Annotated in this window: 18 protein-coding genes; 11 read left to right on the plus strand and 7 right to left on the minus strand. The window is 54.5% G+C overall.

Annotated features, from left to right (window positions below):
- The first annotated feature begins 41 nt into the window (after positions 1 to 41).
- Genes hslV through ACSQ13_RS16590 form a run of 3 tightly spaced genes read left to right on the plus strand, consistent with a single transcriptional unit; the run spans position 42 to position 3168 of the window.
- Positions 42 to 599, plus strand: a complete 558-nt coding sequence (hslV, locus tag ACSQ13_RS16580; RefSeq protein WP_176250326.1) for an ATP-dependent protease subunit HslV — start codon at positions 42 to 44, stop codon at positions 597 to 599.
- Complete coding sequence (gene hslU / locus ACSQ13_RS16585) at positions 596 to 1903, plus strand: ATP-dependent protease ATPase subunit HslU (RefSeq protein WP_176250325.1); 1308 nt, start codon at positions 596 to 598, stop codon at positions 1901 to 1903. The genes hslV and hslU overlap by 4 nt, the downstream gene beginning before the upstream one ends.
- 38 nt (positions 1904 to 1941) lie before the next feature.
- Positions 1942 to 3168 (plus strand): MFS transporter, encoded by a 1227-nt coding sequence (locus ACSQ13_RS16590; protein ID WP_295508148.1) that lies wholly within the window; start codon positions 1942 to 1944, stop codon positions 3166 to 3168.
- Here ACSQ13_RS16590 and ACSQ13_RS16595 read toward each other — a convergent pair.
- From ACSQ13_RS16595 to ACSQ13_RS16605, 3 genes are read right to left on the minus strand one after another with little or no spacing between them, the layout of a single operon-like run.
- On the minus strand, positions 3159 to 3740 hold the full coding sequence (locus ACSQ13_RS16595) for a Smr/MutS family protein (protein WP_176250323.1): 582 nt from the start codon (positions 3738 to 3740) through the stop codon (positions 3159 to 3161). The two genes, ACSQ13_RS16590 and ACSQ13_RS16595, sit on opposite strands and share 10 nt — an antisense overlap.
- A complete protein-coding gene (gene mltA / locus ACSQ13_RS16600; RefSeq protein WP_295508188.1) occupies positions 3737 to 4747 on the minus strand; it encodes a murein transglycosylase A in 1011 nt (336 codons plus the stop codon). Before mltA ends, ACSQ13_RS16595 begins: the two co-directional genes overlap by 4 nt.
- A gap of 20 nt (positions 4748 to 4767) precedes the next feature.
- The gene (locus tag ACSQ13_RS16605) at positions 4768 to 5427 is read right to left on the minus strand and encodes a Tim44/TimA family putative adaptor protein (RefSeq protein WP_295508151.1); all 660 of its coding nucleotides are present in this window, start codon (positions 5425 to 5427) and stop codon (positions 4768 to 4770) included.
- A 102-nt stretch (positions 5428 to 5529) separates the two neighbouring features.
- On the opposite strand from ACSQ13_RS16605, the gene ACSQ13_RS16610 reads away from it, so the two are divergent.
- Positions 5530 to 6027 (plus strand): FxsA family protein, encoded by a 498-nt coding sequence (locus ACSQ13_RS16610; RefSeq protein WP_176250321.1) that lies wholly within the window; start codon positions 5530 to 5532, stop codon positions 6025 to 6027.
- Positions 6028 to 6090: 63 nt separating this feature from the next.
- Positions 6091 to 6582 (plus strand): protein-export chaperone SecB, encoded by a 492-nt coding sequence (gene secB, locus ACSQ13_RS16615; protein ID WP_176250320.1) that lies wholly within the window; start codon positions 6091 to 6093, stop codon positions 6580 to 6582.
- Here the strand turns inward: secB and dnaQ are convergent.
- From dnaQ to ACSQ13_RS16635, 4 genes are read right to left on the minus strand one after another with little or no spacing between them, the layout of a single operon-like run.
- Positions 6579 to 7265, minus strand: coding sequence for a DNA polymerase III subunit epsilon (gene dnaQ, locus ACSQ13_RS16620; RefSeq protein ID WP_295508156.1), 687 nt, complete (start codon positions 7263 to 7265; stop codon positions 6579 to 6581). The two genes, secB and dnaQ, sit on opposite strands and share 4 nt — an antisense overlap.
- Complete coding sequence (coaE, locus tag ACSQ13_RS16625) at positions 7258 to 7848, minus strand: dephospho-CoA kinase (RefSeq protein ID WP_176250318.1); 591 nt, start codon at positions 7846 to 7848, stop codon at positions 7258 to 7260. Before coaE ends, dnaQ begins: the two co-directional genes overlap by 8 nt.
- Positions 7848 to 8681 (minus strand): shikimate dehydrogenase, encoded by an 834-nt coding sequence (locus ACSQ13_RS16630; RefSeq protein WP_176250317.1) that lies wholly within the window; start codon positions 8679 to 8681, stop codon positions 7848 to 7850. The genes coaE and ACSQ13_RS16630 overlap by 1 nt, the downstream gene beginning before the upstream one ends.
- Positions 8678 to 9277 (minus strand): Maf family protein, encoded by a 600-nt coding sequence (locus ACSQ13_RS16635; RefSeq protein WP_176250316.1) that lies wholly within the window; start codon positions 9275 to 9277, stop codon positions 8678 to 8680. The genes ACSQ13_RS16630 and ACSQ13_RS16635 overlap by 4 nt, the downstream gene beginning before the upstream one ends.
- A gap of 402 nt (positions 9278 to 9679) precedes the next feature.
- On the opposite strand from ACSQ13_RS16635, the gene ACSQ13_RS16640 reads away from it, so the two are divergent.
- From ACSQ13_RS16640 to ACSQ13_RS16665, 6 genes are all read left to right on the plus strand, one after another.
- Positions 9680 to 10129 (plus strand): CopD family protein, encoded by a 450-nt coding sequence (locus ACSQ13_RS16640; protein WP_295508160.1) that lies wholly within the window; start codon positions 9680 to 9682, stop codon positions 10127 to 10129.
- 125 nt (positions 10130 to 10254) lie between these two features.
- A complete protein-coding gene (gene rho / locus ACSQ13_RS16645; RefSeq protein WP_176250314.1) occupies positions 10255 to 11526 on the plus strand; it encodes a transcription termination factor Rho in 1272 nt (423 codons plus the stop codon).
- Between the two features lie 30 nt (positions 11527 to 11556).
- Positions 11557 to 12843, plus strand: coding sequence for a tRNA uridine-5-carboxymethylaminomethyl(34) synthesis GTPase MnmE (gene mnmE / locus ACSQ13_RS16650; RefSeq protein ID WP_295508164.1), 1287 nt, complete (start codon positions 11557 to 11559; stop codon positions 12841 to 12843).
- Positions 12844 to 12857: 14 nt separating this feature from the next.
- Positions 12858 to 14720: a tRNA uridine-5-carboxymethylaminomethyl(34) synthesis enzyme MnmG gene (mnmG, locus tag ACSQ13_RS16655; protein WP_295508165.1), complete on the plus strand. Its 1863-nt coding sequence runs from the start codon at positions 12858 to 12860 to the stop codon at positions 14718 to 14720.
- Positions 14717 to 15325, plus strand: coding sequence for a 16S rRNA (guanine(527)-N(7))-methyltransferase RsmG (gene rsmG, locus ACSQ13_RS16660; protein WP_295508167.1), 609 nt, complete (start codon positions 14717 to 14719; stop codon positions 15323 to 15325). The genes mnmG and rsmG overlap by 4 nt, the downstream gene beginning before the upstream one ends.
- Positions 15318 to 16118, plus strand: a complete 801-nt coding sequence (locus ACSQ13_RS16665; RefSeq protein ID WP_176250310.1) for a ParA family protein — start codon at positions 15318 to 15320, stop codon at positions 16116 to 16118. The genes rsmG and ACSQ13_RS16665 overlap by 8 nt, the downstream gene beginning before the upstream one ends.
- The last annotated feature ends 9 nt before the right edge of the window (positions 16119 to 16127 follow it).

Raw genomic sequence — 16127 nt, forward strand, 5'->3', positions numbered from 1 at the left:
TTTTCGGGGACCATATAGAAGATCAAAGAAGGAGACCGCGCATGTCTAGCCAAGAATTCCCCGGATGGCACGGGACCACGATCATCGGCGTCAAGAAAGACGGAGAGGTGGTCATTGCAGGCGACGGTCAGGTCAGTCTGGGCCAAACCGTGATCAAGGGTACCGCGCGCAAGGTGCGCAGGTTGAACCCCGGCGGTTTTGACGTGGTGGCAGGTTTTGCCGGATCAACAGCAGATGCATTTACCTTGCTGGAACGGCTTGAGGTCAAGCTTGAGGCAACGCCGGGGCAGCTGGCGCGCGCAAGCGTCGAGTTGGCGAAAGACTGGCGGACTGACAAATACCTGCAAAAGCTTGAAGCGATGTTGATTGTCACCGACGGTACCGAATTGCTGATCATCACAGGTGCCGGCGACGTGCTTGAACCTGAACATAACGTGGCTGCCATCGGGTCGGGCGGAAACTATGCGCTGGCCGCAGCCCGCGGCATGATGGACAGCGACCGCGATGCCGAAGCTGTCGCGCGTGACGCAATGAAGATCGCAGCGGACATCTGCGTTTACACAAATGGCAACCTCACGGTGGAGAAAATCAAACCATGACCGATCTAACCCCCCGCGAAATCGTATCCGAACTTGACCGGTTCATTATTGGCCAGAATGACGCGAAACGCGCGGTTGCCGTGGCCTTGCGCAACCGCTGGCGCCGCAAGCAGTTGGGCGACGACCTGCGCGACGAAGTGTACCCCAAGAACATCCTGATGATCGGGCCCACAGGCGTTGGTAAAACCGAGATCAGCCGCCGCTTGGCCAAGCTGGCCCGCGCGCCGTTCCTGAAGGTTGAAGCCACCAAATTCACCGAAGTCGGCTATGTCGGGCGCGATGTTGAGCAGATCATCCGCGATCTGGTTGACAGCGCCATCCTGATGACCCGCGAACATATGCGCGAAGACGTCAAAGCCAGCGCCCACAAGGCTGCCGAAGAACGTGTGATTGATGCCATCGCCGGTGAAGACGCCCGCGAAGGCACCCGCGAGATGTTCCGCAAAAAGCTGAAATCAGGCGAGCTGGACGCCACGATGATCGACCTTGAGGTAAGCGATACCTCCAGCCCGTTCCCGACCATGGATATCCCCGGTCAGCCCGGCGCTGGCATGGGCATGATGAACCTGGGCGACCTGTTTGGCAAAGCCATGGGCGGCCGCAAGACAAAGAAGCGGCTTTCCGTATCGGAAAGCTATGAAATCCTGATCAGCGAAGAGGCTGATAAACTGCTGGATGACGAAACGGTAAACCGTGCGGCGATTGATGCGGTCGAACAGAACGGCATCGTGTTTCTGGACGAGATCGACAAGGTTTGCGCGCGCTCTGACGCGCGTGGCGGTGATGTGTCCCGCGAAGGGGTGCAGCGCGATTTGCTGCCGTTGATCGAAGGCACGACCGTTTCGACAAAATATGGCCCCGTGAAAACCGACCACGTCTTGTTCATCGCCTCGGGGGCGTTTCATATTGCGAAACCGTCTGATTTGCTGCCTGAATTGCAGGGTCGTCTGCCGATCCGGGTTGAATTGCGCGCCCTGACCGAAAACGACTTCGTGCGCATTCTGACAGAGACCGACAACGCGCTAACCCTGCAATACACCGCGCTGATGGGCACCGAGGAAGTGGAAGTGTCCTTTACCGAAGACGGTATCAAAGCGCTGGCCAAGATCGCGGCAGATGTGAACCATACCATCGAAAACATCGGGGCGCGGCGGCTTTATACTGTGATGGAGCGGGTGTTCGAAGAACTGTCGTTTAGCGCACCGGATCGCAGCGGTGAAAAGATCGTCGTCAACGGTGATTTCGTCGAAAAGAACCTGGGCGAACTGTCGCGGTCCACCGATCTGTCGCGCTACGTGCTTTAACGCTTTCCATTTCACCATGCGCCTGAGAATGATGGCGCATGGTTTATCTTCAGTTTATCCGCGCCAATTGGCTGTTTTTATTGGCTGGTTTTCTGCTGACCTTTACGTCTTCCTATGGGCAGACCTATTTCATCTCGCTTTTCGCAGGCGAGATTAAGGGCGAATTCGGCCTGAGCGATGGTCAATGGGGCGGTATTTACACCATCGGCACGACGCTTTCGGCGATCACGATGGTCTGGGCGGGGGTTCTGACAGACCGGTTTCGTGTGCGCCGTTTGTCATTCTGGGTGATGATCGCGCTGGCAACGGCCTGTCTGGCGATGGCCACTGTGCCCAATTGGATCGCGCTGATCTTTGTGATCTACGCGCTGCGCCTGACCGGACAGGGGATGATGTCCCAACTGGGGTCCGTCGCCATGGTGCGCTGGTTCGAAGCGACGCGGGGCAAGGCGCTGTCGCTGTCGTCTATGGGTTTTGCAGCGGGGCAGGCGATCTTGCCAGTTGTCTTTGTGGCCTTGTTCGCCAGTTTTCACTGGCGCAGCCTGTGGATGCTGGCCGCCGCGCTTGTGCTGATCACCATGCCGGTAATGCTGATGCTGCTACGTCAGGAACGCACCCCGCAATCCATGGCCGAGACCACGCAAAGGACAGGGATGGACGGGCTGCACTGGACGCGGATGCAAATGATGCGTCACGGGCTGTTCTGGCTCATGATCCCGATGATTATCGGGCCTGCTGCCTGGGGAACGGCGCTGTTCTTCCAGCAGGTCCACCTGACCGAGGTCAAAGGCTGGACGCTGGTCAGTTTTGTCGCCCTGATGCCGCTTTATACCGTGACATCCGTGATCTCGACCTTTGTTTCGGGTTGGGCGGTTGACCGTTTTGGTGTCAACCGTGTGACGCCCGTGCAAATGCTGCCCTTTGCCCTTTCATTCGCAGTGCTGGCCTATGCCGATACGATCGTCATGGCGGGCGTCGGGCTGATGATCTTCGGCGTCGGGCAGGGGATGCAGGCCACTGCGACATCCGTGTTCTGGGCAGAGTTCTACGGCACGCGCTATATCGGGTCGATCAAGGCGGTCGCAGCGGCGTTGATGGTGTTCGGATCGGCAATCGGGCCGGGCGTTACCGGCCTTTTCATTGATTTGGGCGTGAATTTCCCTGAACAGATGATCCCGATTGCGATCTATTATGTGATCGCCGCTGCCATGGCGACGACTGGCATCCTGAAATACCAAGGCAGGCTAGGCCGATTTCAGCGGTGACGCCGCAGATAGACGTAATAAGCGCCGCCGCCGCCGTGGCTGATATGGGCCTGACTGACCTGCAACACAGCACTGGCCAACGGTGCCATCGACAGCCATTGCGGCACCTGATGGCGCAAGACCCCGTGCCGCACGGGGATTGGCCCGCCTTCGTCGCGCATTTTGCCTTTGCCGGTGATCACCAGCACCAGACGTTTGCCGTTTTTATGCGCGTTCAGAATGAACCGCGTCAGGGCAGGGTGGGCACGATCCAATGTCATGCCATGCAGATCGATCCGGCCTTCGGGGCTTAGCTTGCCACGTTTCAACCGCGTAAAGGCTTTGCTGTCCATCTGGACAGGGGCCTTGCGGATCTGATCTGGCAGGGACGGCATCAGGTCGTGGGTAGACCGGCGCGGTTTGGGCTTGGGTTTGCCCAGAATAACCGACGTCGTTTTGCGGATCTGCGGTGCGCTGGGCGCGGGCGCATCAATTTCGGGGCGGAAAAGCTGGTTCATGTCCAGTTTCTCTGTCCGTTCGGTCACTTTCTGCCACAGCGACAGGTCATCCTTGTTCAACCGCTTCCGGGTCATAAGAGGGGCTCTGACAGCAGGGCATAGGCGCGTTGGATTGGCATCAAGACCATCATCCGCCCGGGATCGCGCAGCTTGCCGGCAGCCCGGCCCGCTTTGTCGCCCGTCCCAAAGAAGATATCGGCACGTTGGGCCCCTTTGATCGCTGATCCGGTATCCTGGGCGATCATCAACCGGTGCAGCGGTTTCTTACCTTCCTTTTCAATCCAGACTGGCGCGCCAAGGGGGACAAACTTTGGGTCAACCGCAACGGTCCGCATATCGGTAACAGACCGGTTCATCGCGCCAAGCGGCCCCTTGTCTGTGGGCACTTGGCTGACCTCGCGAAAGAAAACATATGACGGGTTGTGATACAGCAAATCGCGCCCGTCTTCGGGGTTACGGCGCACCCAGTTCTTGATGACTTGGGCGCTGACCTGATGGGCATCATAGACACCGCGCCGCACCAGTTCGACACCAATGGACCGATAGGGATGCCCGTTTGCGCCACGGTATCCGACACGGATATATTGCCCGTCTGGCAGACGAATACGGCCAGACCCTTGGATTTGCAGGAAAAACAACTCAACGGGATCATCGACATAGGCAATCTCGAGGCCGCGGCCCTTCATCACGTCTGTGTCCAGAATATCCCTGCGGGGCAGCCAGGGGTTGTTCGTTTTCGCCTCGTCCGGCATGGAATAGATCGGATATTTATACCGCGATGACGGGTAGAGATCACCGTCAAGTTCAGGTTCGAAATAGCCGGTAAACATCGCCTCTGCGCCGTCTTCGATCAGCACGGGGCGAAAAAACAGCTCAAAGAACTGGCGCGGTTCAGGTTCGGCTTCGGCGAATTTGCACAGATTGCGCCAATCCACGTCTTTCATGTCGCGGCAGGTGTTCAGAAACGTCGTCAGCGCGGCCGCGTGGTCATCGGTTTCCCAAGCGGCCAGCTGGTCGTAATCCATGATGGTATAGGTCACGTCTGCAAAAGCGGGCGGCACCGTTAGGCCCGCCCACAGCATTGTACCCGCACAGGCACGAATTAACCGTCTGTAGAAACGAGCAGCCAATTTGGATCATCCGAGCCCATGACCCGCGAGAATACCCACGTGTCTTTTTGACGTTTCACTTCGGTCGGGCTCCCTTCGACAACATTGCCGTCCTGGTCTTTCACAACCGAAGTCATTTCAGCAACGAAACGAATGGTCAGGTCAGCCTCGTTGGTGGCTTTGTCCATTGTCGCGCTGTCCAGTTCCATTTCGCGAATGCCAATGAAATGGGATTCAACAGTCAGGCCCTGATCTTCGCGGGCGGCAACACCGTCCACAAAGCTTTCGTAGATTTCTTCGGACAGGAACGGTTTGATTTCGTCCAGATTGCCATGCTCATACCCCATGACGATCATCTCATAGGCACCGCGCGCACCGCCCAGAAAATCGCTGACGCCAAAGGAGGGTTCGACGCGCTTCATATCGGCCAGAGCGATTGCAGTGTCAGACCCTTCGGGAGCGTGATCGGTGATGTCCAGATCGGGGCCGCCCTCGATGACTTCGAATGCGGGACCGGCATGTTTTTTCGGAGACACGTCGACCTCGGGTGTTTTTTCAAACCCGTCGCGTGTGCCCAAGGCGTTTTTCAAACGCAAGATCAGGAATACCGCAATGCCGGCAAGCACCAGAAGCTGTATCATAGGCGAATTCATAGGAACCTCTTGGTGAGAAACATGGAAACGTCGTGTCGTTGCCCTTATGTAGGGTGTGAACCGGGCCAAGTCCACTCTGGCCCTTATGAAAGGACCCGCGACATGTGGTTGTTTTTGGCATTTCTTGCCGTACCATTGATTGAAATCGCTTTGTTTATCCAAGTAGGTGGGGCAATTGGCCTCGGCTGGACGCTTGCGATTGTTGTTTTGACGGCCCTTATCGGCACGTCATTGATGCGCACACAGGGGGCGATGGCAATGAGCCAGATCAAATCCTCCCTTTCCGAAGTCCGCGATCCGACTGAACCGCTGGTAAACGGCGCGATGATCCTGTTTGCCGGCGCATTGTTGCTGACGCCGGGGTTTTTCACCGACGCCCTTGGCTTTGCCCTGTTGGTACCGGGTATTCGGCGGGCTGCATTTCAGGCCATGCGGTCGCGCGTCAAGGTCAGCGGCTCCATGAGCTTTAGCGGCGGGTTTACCAACACCCGAAAAGAACCACACCGGCCCATGCAAGGTGATGTGATTGACGGCGAATACCACGAATTGTCCGAAGACGAAAAGAAAGCCCAGCATCCATCGGGTTGGACAAAGCATTGAGCGCCGCCGCCAGGTCTGATAAAGCCAGCAAAACGCATTTTTTACCCTCAAGGAGCCCGCAACATGGCTGAAGAAGCAGCACCACAACCGACACAAGCAGCCCAGCCGCAAATGCGCATTTTGGGTCAGTTCATTCGCGACATGTCGTTCGAGAACATCATGGCGCAAAAAGGGGCACCAAGTGATGTGCAGCCTGACGTTCAGGTTCAGGTAAATCTGGACGCCAAAAAGCGTTCGGCAGACAACCAGTATGAATCTGCAATCAAGTTGCAGGTCACATCAAAGGCTAAAGACGGCGACGCCATGCTGTTCCTGTTGGAAATCGACTATGTCGGCATTTTCCACATCGAAGGTGTGCCAGAAGACCAGATGCACCCGTTCTTGCTGATCGAATGCCCACGGATGATCTTCCCGTTCCTGCGCCGCGTTGTCAGCGACATCACGCGCGATGGTGGTTTCCCGCCGCTGAACCTGGAAAACATTGATTTTGTTGCGCTTTACCGCAATGAAATCGCACGCCGTCAGGCCGAGAATCCCCCAAAAGCCGACGCCTAAAGCGTCTTCCACACCGCGCCGTCGCCCAGCTTGCTGACAAACTCAGCATGGGCGGCGGCCTCGTCCTGCGAAATCCGCGAGGGCAGGGGATTGGGCCGCGGCTTTGGCGTCCACTCCACCGACATATCACCGGCCTTGCGCTCCGGCTTGGTTGACAGACCAAAGTCAGGCTGACGCCCGCCGATCAGTTCCAGATAAACTTCGGCCAGAATTTCACTGTCCAGCAACGCGCCGTGAAGCGTTCGTGACGTGTTGTCGATGCCAAAACGGCGGCACAACGCATCCAGCGACGCGGGTGATCCGGGAAACCGCTTGCGGGCAATCGCCAGCGTATCCAACGCTTGTTCCCAAGGGATAAGGGGCAACCCCATCCATCTCAGCTCCGCATTCAGAAACTTGATATCGAATGCAGCGTTATGGATGATCAGCTTGGAATCTCCGATAAAATCAAGAAATCTTTGCCCGATCTGCGCGAACTTGGGCTTATCGCGCAAAAAGTCGTCACCAAGCCCGTGCACCTGAAACGCCTCGTCCGGCATGCTGCGTTCCGGGTTGATATATTGATGATAGGTTTCGCCCGTGGCCACGTGACCCATCAGTTCAACCGCACCAATTTCGACAATCCGGTCGCCGCTTTCGGGGTCAAATCCGGTGGTTTCGGTATCCAGAACGATCTCACGCATGGTTCATTTTTCCTTTGATATCGTCGATAATGGCCAGCACCTGGGCGCGGGCATGGTCAAGGGTATCAGTCTCGATCACGTAGTCGGAAAGCGCACATTTCTGGTCATTCGGCATCTGTTTGGACCGGATATTCTCGAACTGTTCCAAGGTCATCGTCCCGCGCGCCATCACGCGTTCCTGCTGGGTTTCTGCCGAAACAGTGACACATGCAACCGCATCCATATTTTTATTGCCGCCGGTTTCAAAGATCAGCGGAATATCCAGTACAACAATGTCCGAAGGTGCCTGCGCCAGAAACGCGGCACGGTCCTGACCGACCAGCGGATGCACAATCGCTTCGATCTTTTTCAATGCTCCCGGGTTCTGGCCGATGATCGCCTTGAGCGCGGGGCGCGAAACGGCACCGTCGATCACAGCCTCAGGAAATGCCTCTTTAAAGGCGGGCACGGCCGCGCCGCCCTTGGCATATAAACGGTGCACTGCGGCGTCGGCATCCCAAACGGCGCATCCCGCCTCTGCGAACATGGCGGCGGTTGTCGATTTACCCATCCCGATTGAACCGGTCAGACCTAGCAGAAACATCAGCGCAGCGCCGCCGCACGGGTGGCGCGGTCAATCTCGGGGCGGGTACCGAACCAGCGTTCAAATCCGGGAACCGCCTGATGCAAAAGCATACCCAACCCGTCCACGGTCACGCAGCCAACTTCTTCGGCTGTCAGAAGCAGGTTCGTCTTGAGCGGCGCATAAACCAGATCGGTCACAACAGTCTGCTTGCGCAACCCGTCCAGCGGCACACGCAATTCCGGCTTGCCGACCATCCCGAGCGAGGTTGTGTTTACCAAAAGGGCGGCATGATCCAGCATATTCCCGGCCTGCACCCAATCATAAACGGTCACGCGGGGCCCAAAGACCGTTTTCAAATTATCCGCACGCACCCGCGTCCGGTTGGACAAAAGGATTTCAGGCACGCCTGCGTCCAGCAGCGATGCAATAACGGCGCGCGCGGCCCCGCCGGCACCAAATATCGCTGCGGGCCCAGCCTTTGGGTCCCAATCGGGCGCGCCGCTTTTCAGGTTTTCCAAAAACCCGTAACCATCTGTATTATCGCCTTGAATCTTGCCGTCGGCGCGAAAAATAAGTGTATTTACCGCCCCGATCAAAGCTGCGCGATCCGTGATTATATCGACAATCTCCATCACTGCTTCTTTATGCGGAACAGTGATATTTGCGCCGACGAACCCCATTTTCGGCAGGGTGCGCAACACCTGTTCCAGATCCTCAGCCGCAACATCCATAGGGATGTAAGCGCCCTGAATCCCCAGATTTTTCAGCCAATGGCCATGAATTTGGGGTGATTTTGAATGTGCTATTGGCGATCCGATCACGCCAGCAAGCGGAATTTTTGGCAAAGTCATGCGGGCAGGTCTCCCCTGATCGTTAGGTAGTTAATAAGCTCAATCAGCGGCAATCCTAGGACATTAAAGTAATCCCCTTCAATGCCACTGAACAGGCGCACACCCTCTTCCTCAAGTTTATATGAACCCACAGCATGTTGGATGCTATCCCAGTTTCGTTCAACGTAGTCGGCAATATAGGCGTCAGACGCATCGCGCATGCGCAACCGGACCTGACCCACGTGACGCCAGATCGGTTTGCCATCCTCTACGATAACGGCTGCTGACAGCAGGCTATGGCGATCCCCGCGCAATCCGGTCAGCTGTTCGATCGCGTCCTGGGGTGTTTTCGGCTTGTTTAACAGCTTTCCACGATGATCAAGCACCTGATCGCAGCCCAGAACCAAGGCACCGGGGTTCTTGTCACTGACCCTGCGGGCTTTCATCTCCGCCAGAGAGTCGGCGATATCACGGGGCGGGGCCCCTTCGGAAAGCAAGGCAGCTTTGATCATTTGTTCATCAATCCGCGCGACGCTGACCTGATGCGGGATGTTTGCCTGCTGCAACAACTGCGCCCGGATGGAGGAGCCGGAGGCAAGGATGAGGGTCTGAACCATGTGGATAACCTGTGTGCGATGTTAAGGAGTTTTTAAGGACTTATCCCCGAGAATGCGAGGGCAAGCACGTTGCCACGGGATATCCGTGAATTCCGCTGCGACTATCCCGATTTATGCGGGGTAGGATAAGGATAACTTTGCAAAGCCCTGGATCGCGTTTATAACAAGATTATCCACAGTCTTGTACAGTAGCATCACTTGATTATTTTACATTAAACATCTGTTATATATTTATTATTTTTGGCACTTTGATATTTCTCGTTCATCTGTGATCTAAACGTTAACAAGTGGATAACCACTCGTATATCTCGTTAATCCACAGAAAATCGCCTCCCTACTTACATCATCATCTTTCTTCTTTTCTTATTTATATTAGAAAGGAGGCAATGAACGGAGTGTGACATGTCTGACTTTCTGGCCCTTGCCTATCCTTGGACAAAGTCGATCCATATCATGGCGGTGATCTCGTGGATGGCAGCCTTGTTCTATCTTCCCCGTTTGTTGGTCCATCACACGGAACGGGTCGGCCTTTCCGGGGAAACTCATGAATTGTTTACCATGATGGAATTCAAGTTGGCCAATGTGATCATGCGCCCAGCAATGATTGCCACCTGGATTTTTGGCCTTTGTCTGGTTTTTACGCCCGGTATCGTCGATTGGTCGATGATCTGGCCCTGGACCAAGGGATTGGCCGTGATCGCAATGACAGGCTTCCATGAATGGCTGTACGCACGGGTTAAGGGGTTTGCCACGGGGCAGAATACCCTAACCGGCAAACAATACCGGATGATGAACGAAGTTCCGACAATTTTGATGATTGTCATTGTCTTGTCGGTTGTCGTAAAATTCTAAGCGGATTGACGAAAGCACCTGTCCTGACTATGTATCCCTTCGCACCCTGTTCTGGGATTGCATCCGTCTGACAAATTTAACGATACGACCCGCCTGATGTGATCTGGCCGGTACAGGATATTTCCATGACAACCGAAACGCTGAACCTCGCTGATCTTAAGGCGCAGACCCCCAAGAACCTTCTGGCAATGGCCGAAGAGCTTGAGATCGAAAACGCGTCGACGATGCGCAAAGGCGAGATGATGTTCCAGATCTTGCGCGAACGCGCGGATGAGGGCTGGGAAATCTCGGGCGACGGTGTGTTGGAAGTGTTGCAAGACGGGTTCGGCTTTTTGCGTTCACCCGAAGCAAACTATTTGCCGGGCCCTGACGATATTTACGTTTCACCCGAAATGATCCGCCAGCATTCGCTGCGGACAGGTGACACGATTGAAGGGTTGATTAAGGCCCCTGATGACACGGAACGCTATTTCGCGCTGACCGAAGTCACCAAAATTAACTTTGAAGATCCTGAAAAGGCCCGCCACAAAGTTGCGTTTGAAAACCTGACGCCGCTTTACCCTGACGAACGTCTGACGATGGAAGTCGAAGACCCAACCGTCAAAGACCGTTCTGCCCGGATTATCGATCTGGTATCGCCCATCGGTAAAGGCCAGCGTTGCCTGATCGTGGCCCCGCCGCGCACTGGTAAGACGGTTCTGCTTCAAAATATCGCCAATTCGATCGAAAAAAACCATCCTGAATGCTATTTGATCGTTCTGCTGATTGATGAACGCCCCGAAGAAGTTACCGACATGCAGCGTTCGGTTAAGGGCGAAGTTGTATCTTCGACCTTTGATGAACCGGCGACACGCCACGTTGCTGTTTCCGAAATGGTGATCGAAAAGGCCAAGCGTCTGGTTGAGCACAAGCGTGATGTTGTCATCCTGCTCGATTCGATCACCCGTCTGGGACGTGCATTCAATACGGTTGTCCCATCGTCGGGCAAGGTTTTGACCGGTGGTGTTGATGCGAACGCCTTGCAGCGTCCGAAACGGTTCTTTGGTGCCGCGCGCAACATCGAAGAGGGTGGATCCCTCACCATTATCGCGACTGCATTGATTGATACCGGCAGCCGCATGGACGAGGTGATCTTTGAAGAATTCAAAGGGACCGGTAACTCTGAAATCGTTCTGGATCGCAAGATTGCAGACAAACGTGTGTTCCCGGCCATTGATATTCTCAAATCTGGTACCCGCAAAGAAGACCTGCTGGTTGATAAAATCGATTTGCAGAAAACATTTGTTCTGCGCCGTATTCTGAACCCGATGGGTACAACGGATGCGATCGAATTCCTGATCGGAAAACTGAAACAAACCAAGACGAATTCCGACTTCTTTGATTCAATGAACACCTAAGTTATTAAATTATAACAGTGGGTTAGACCAATGGATACGATTTTTGCCCAGGCCACCGCGCAAGGGCGTGCTGGGGTTTGCGTTATCCGTATCTCTGGCGCTCATGCGTTCGAAATTGCGGAGAAAATTGCACACCCGCTGCCCCCTGTTCGCCACGCTGCGGTCAGGCCGATTGTCGGTCTGGATGGCGGGACAATTGATAACGCTTTGGTTTTGGTCTTTCAGGGACCAAGCAGTTTTACAGGTGAAGATGTCGTTGAACTGCATCTTCACGGAAGTATCGCTGTTGTAAAAGCGGTTCTGACCTTGCTTTCGACGTTTCCGGATACCCGTTTGGCTGAGCCGGGGGAGTTTACCCGCAGGGCGATGGAAAACGGCAAGCTTGATCTGACCCAGGTTGAAGGTTTGGGTGATCTGATCGAGGCAGAGACAGAAGCACAACGCAAGCAGGCGTTGCGCGTTCTATCCGGGCATCTTGGTCAGCGTGTTGACGATTGGCGGGAAAAACTGATCAGAGCGGCGGCACTTTTGGAAGTTACCATTGATTTTGCCGATGAAGATGTTCCCGTTGATGTTTCCGGTGAAGTTGGTGAGCTTCTTGCATCTGTTAACAATGATATATTGAATGAACTCAAAGGCTTCCATACGGCGGAACGTATTCGGACAGGGTTTGAAGTCGCAATTATCGGCCGGCCAAATGCTGGAAAATCGACGCTTTTGAACGCACTTGCGGGGCGGGATGCTGCGATTACGTCTTCTGTCGCCGGCACAACCCGTGATGTCATCGAAGTCCGGATGGATATCGGTGGTCTTCCGGTGACTTTGCTGGATACCGCTGGCCTAAGAGAAGGCGCCGATGAGGTAGAAGCGATTGGCATAGATCGCGCGATGACCCGCGCGGCACAAGCAGATTTGCGTGTCTTTCTGTTAGAAGAGGGCGAGGAATTGCCGGTCTTGGCTGAACCGGAAGACATCCGCCTTTTGCCCAAAGCAGATTTGCGCGACGATCCTTCCGGTGCTGTCTCTGGCACAACGGGGCAGGGGTTAAGCGATTTGATCGCTCAAATTCAGTCTGTTTTGGCAAAGCGAAGCCTGACTGCTGGCCTTGCCACGCACGAGCGGCATAGAAATGCTCTGCAGAAAGCCGCTGATGGTCTGGAATTTTCGATGTCAATTCTGGATCATGGACCGGATCAGTATGATATAGCTGCTGAAGAGCTGCGGCATTCGATTCGTGCGCTGGAAGCCTTGGTTGGGCGAATCGATGTAGAAAATTTGCTGGACGTGATCTTTTCCAGTTTTTGTTTGGGTAAATAGATGGAGTGTTTCACGTGAAACATTTTGACGTCATTGTTATCGGTGGTGGTCATGCGGGGGCAGAGGCCGCCCACGCATCCGCGAGAATGGGCGCATCGACAGCGCTGATTACAATGTCGCGCGACGGAATTGGCGTTATGTCTTGCAACCCGGCAATCGGGGGGCTTGGTAAAGGTCACCTGGTCCGCGAGATTGACGCAATGGATGGCGTGATGGGGCGGGTCGCCGACAAGGCGGGCATTCAGTTCAGGTTGCTTAACCGCCGCAAGGGGCCGGCGGTTCAAGGTCCTCGCGCACAGGCGGACCGCGCCATATATCGCACCGAGATGCTATCAGAGACCGAAAAGCGAGATAATCTTGAGATTATCGAGGGTGAGGTTACCGATTTTGTTGTCGAGGATAGCCGCGTTTGTGGGGCAGTTCTGGCGGATGGTACGACGATAAGGTCCAAAACCGTAATCCTGACTACGGGCACCTTTTTACGTGGTGTTATTCACATTGGTGATGTGTCCCGCTCCGGTGGCCGGATGGGGGACAAAGCGTCGGTCGATCTCGCAAACCGGATCGATTCATTCAATCTGCCTTTGGGCCGCCTAAAGACCGGTACGCCGCCGCGCTTGGATGGGCGCACAATTGACTGGGCCAATCTTGAGATGCAACCGGGTGACGATGATCCCGTTGTGTTTTCGTTTTTGTCGAAAGGTGTGTCGGCCAAACAGATTTCTTGCGGAATCACGCATACAAACGAAAAGACCCACGAGATCATCCGATCGAATCTGGAACGCTCGGCGATGTACGGCGGTCACATTGAGGGGATCGGCCCGCGCTACTGCCCATCGATCGAGGATAAAGTCGTTCGTTTCGCCGATAAAACGTCCCATCAGGTGTTCTTGGAGCCTGAAGGTGTTGATGACCACACGATATATCCGAACGGTATTTCCACATCCCTACCTGAAGATGTGCAGCTTGAATATGTTCGATCGATGGCGGGGCTGGAGAATGTAAAGATTCTGCAACCTGGCTATGCCATTGAATATGACTACGTTGACCCGAGGGCGTTGGATTTGACGCTGAAAGTCCGGACAGTCCCTGGGCTTTACCTTGCTGGTCAAATCAACGGGACAACCGGTTACGAGGAAGCGGCAGCACAAGGCCTTGTCGCCGGATTGAACGCGGCACTTGAAGCGCAAGGCAAAGAACCTGTGATATTCAGCCGTGCACAAAGCTATATCGGGGTGATGATCGACGACCTTACCACGAGAGGTGTTACCGAACCGTATAGAATGTTCACGTCGCGTGCTGAATTCCGCCTGTCGCTGCGGGCTGATAATGCGGACCAGCGGTTGACGCCGCTTGCGATGAAGCTTGGATGTGCCTCTGAGGAGCGTTCCGCCGTTTTTCTAGACAAGATGGAACAGATGGACAAGGCGATGCAGCTTTTATCCGATGTTACTTGGTCGCCGAAAGAGATCGCGCAAGTGGGTATCAAAATCAATCAAGACGGCACCAAGCGGTCTGGTTTCCAACTCTTGGCTTTTCCAGATGTTGTTTTTGAGGATTTGTTAAGCTTGCAGCCAAATCTGGCTGAGGTTTCCGATGAAATCCGCCGCCAGGTAGAGCGTGACGCGCTTTACGCGAACTATATCGCGCGCCAACAGAGGGATATTGATCTTTTGCAGAAGGATGAAGCTCACGTCATTCCGGCGGATTTTCATTACGGTCAAATTGACGGCTTGTCGAACGAGCTTACGTCAAAACTCGAAAAGACAGCACCTACAAATCTTGCGCAAGCAGCTAGAATTGATGGCATGACCCCCGCCGCGCTTACGTTGCTGCTATCGCATTTGAAGCGGGATAGCAGAAAGAAGTCAGCGTGAGTGCGTTTGAGGGTGCAGATGTTTCACGTGAAACATCTGATCGGCTGGCGCAATTCGCGCAGTTGGTCGAGAAGTGGACCGCCAAGATTAATCTGATCTCAAAGCCAAGCATACCGCATATCTGGGAGCGGCATATCATTGACTCCGTTCAACTCTATCAGCACGCGCCTGTCGCAAATCATTGGGTTGATCTGGGAAGTGGCGGAGGTTTCCCTGCAATAGTCTTGGCAATTTTGTCAGCAGAAGATGGTCGCGAGACGAAGTTTACGATGGTCGAGAGCGATCAGCGTAAGTGTGTGTTTCTGCGAACCGCCTTGAGGGAGCTGGGCTTGGAAGGTCAGGTGCTGAACAAGAGAATTGAAGAACTGCCAAGCCTTGAGGCTGATGTTTTGTCCGCAAGGGCGCTAGCGGATCTGACAACCTTGCTACAGTTTACCGATTTGCACCTCGGAAATGATGGAACGGCGCTTTTCCCGAAGGGTGAAAACTGGCAGGTTGAGGACGCAGCTGCAAAAGCTGCTTGGCGATACACCTGCGAGCCCATCCCAAGCGTTACAAATCCTGCCGCCGCTATTCTTAGAATCAAGGAATTAACCCATGTCTGATCTTTCGCGCCCTGCAGGACCAAAAATTATTGCAGTCGCAAATCAGAAAGGCGGCGTGGGGAAAACCACGACGACAATTAACCTTGCTGCAGCCCTTGCCGAACAGGATCAGCGGGTTTTGGTCGTTGATCTGGATCCGCAGGGCAACGCGTCGACGGGTTTGGGTATTGATCTTGATGACCGCGAATTCACTACCTACGAACTGCTTCTTGAGGACATTTCGCTGGATAAAGTGGTTCTGAAAACCGAAACGCCAGGCCTGTATATCGTGCCTGCAACCGTGGATTTGAGTTCGGCTGATCTTGAACTTATCTCGAATGAGAAGCGGAGTTTTCTTTTGCATGACGCGCTGCGGCAGACGCAAATGGACAGCTATGCGTTTGATTATATTCTAATTGATTGCCCGCCGTCGCTGAATTTGCTGACCGTTAATGCTATGATTGCCGCACATTCGGTGCTTGTTCCGTTGCAAAGCGAGTTTTTCGCGCTTGAGGGCTTGTCGCAACTTATGCTGACAATTCGAGAGGTCCGGCAAAGCGGCAACAAGGATCTCAGGATTGAGGGGGTTGTCTTGACGATGTACGATCAGCGCAACAACCTTTCCCAGCAGGTCGAACAGGATGCGCGGGCAAATCTGGGGGAGCTTGTTTACAAGACTGTCATTCCTCGAAATGTTCGGGTCAGTGAAGCGCCCAGTTTTGCGATGCCGGTGCTGAGCTATGATAGCGGATCAAAAGGCGCAAAGGCGTATCGCGATCTGGCGCGGGAAGTATTAGAAAATAGCGTAATTTAAGGGGTCAAA

The organism is Sulfitobacter sp. SH22 (assembly GCF_965641905.1).
In the GTDB taxonomy this organism is placed as follows: Bacteria; Pseudomonadota; Alphaproteobacteria; order Rhodobacterales; family Rhodobacteraceae; genus Sulfitobacter.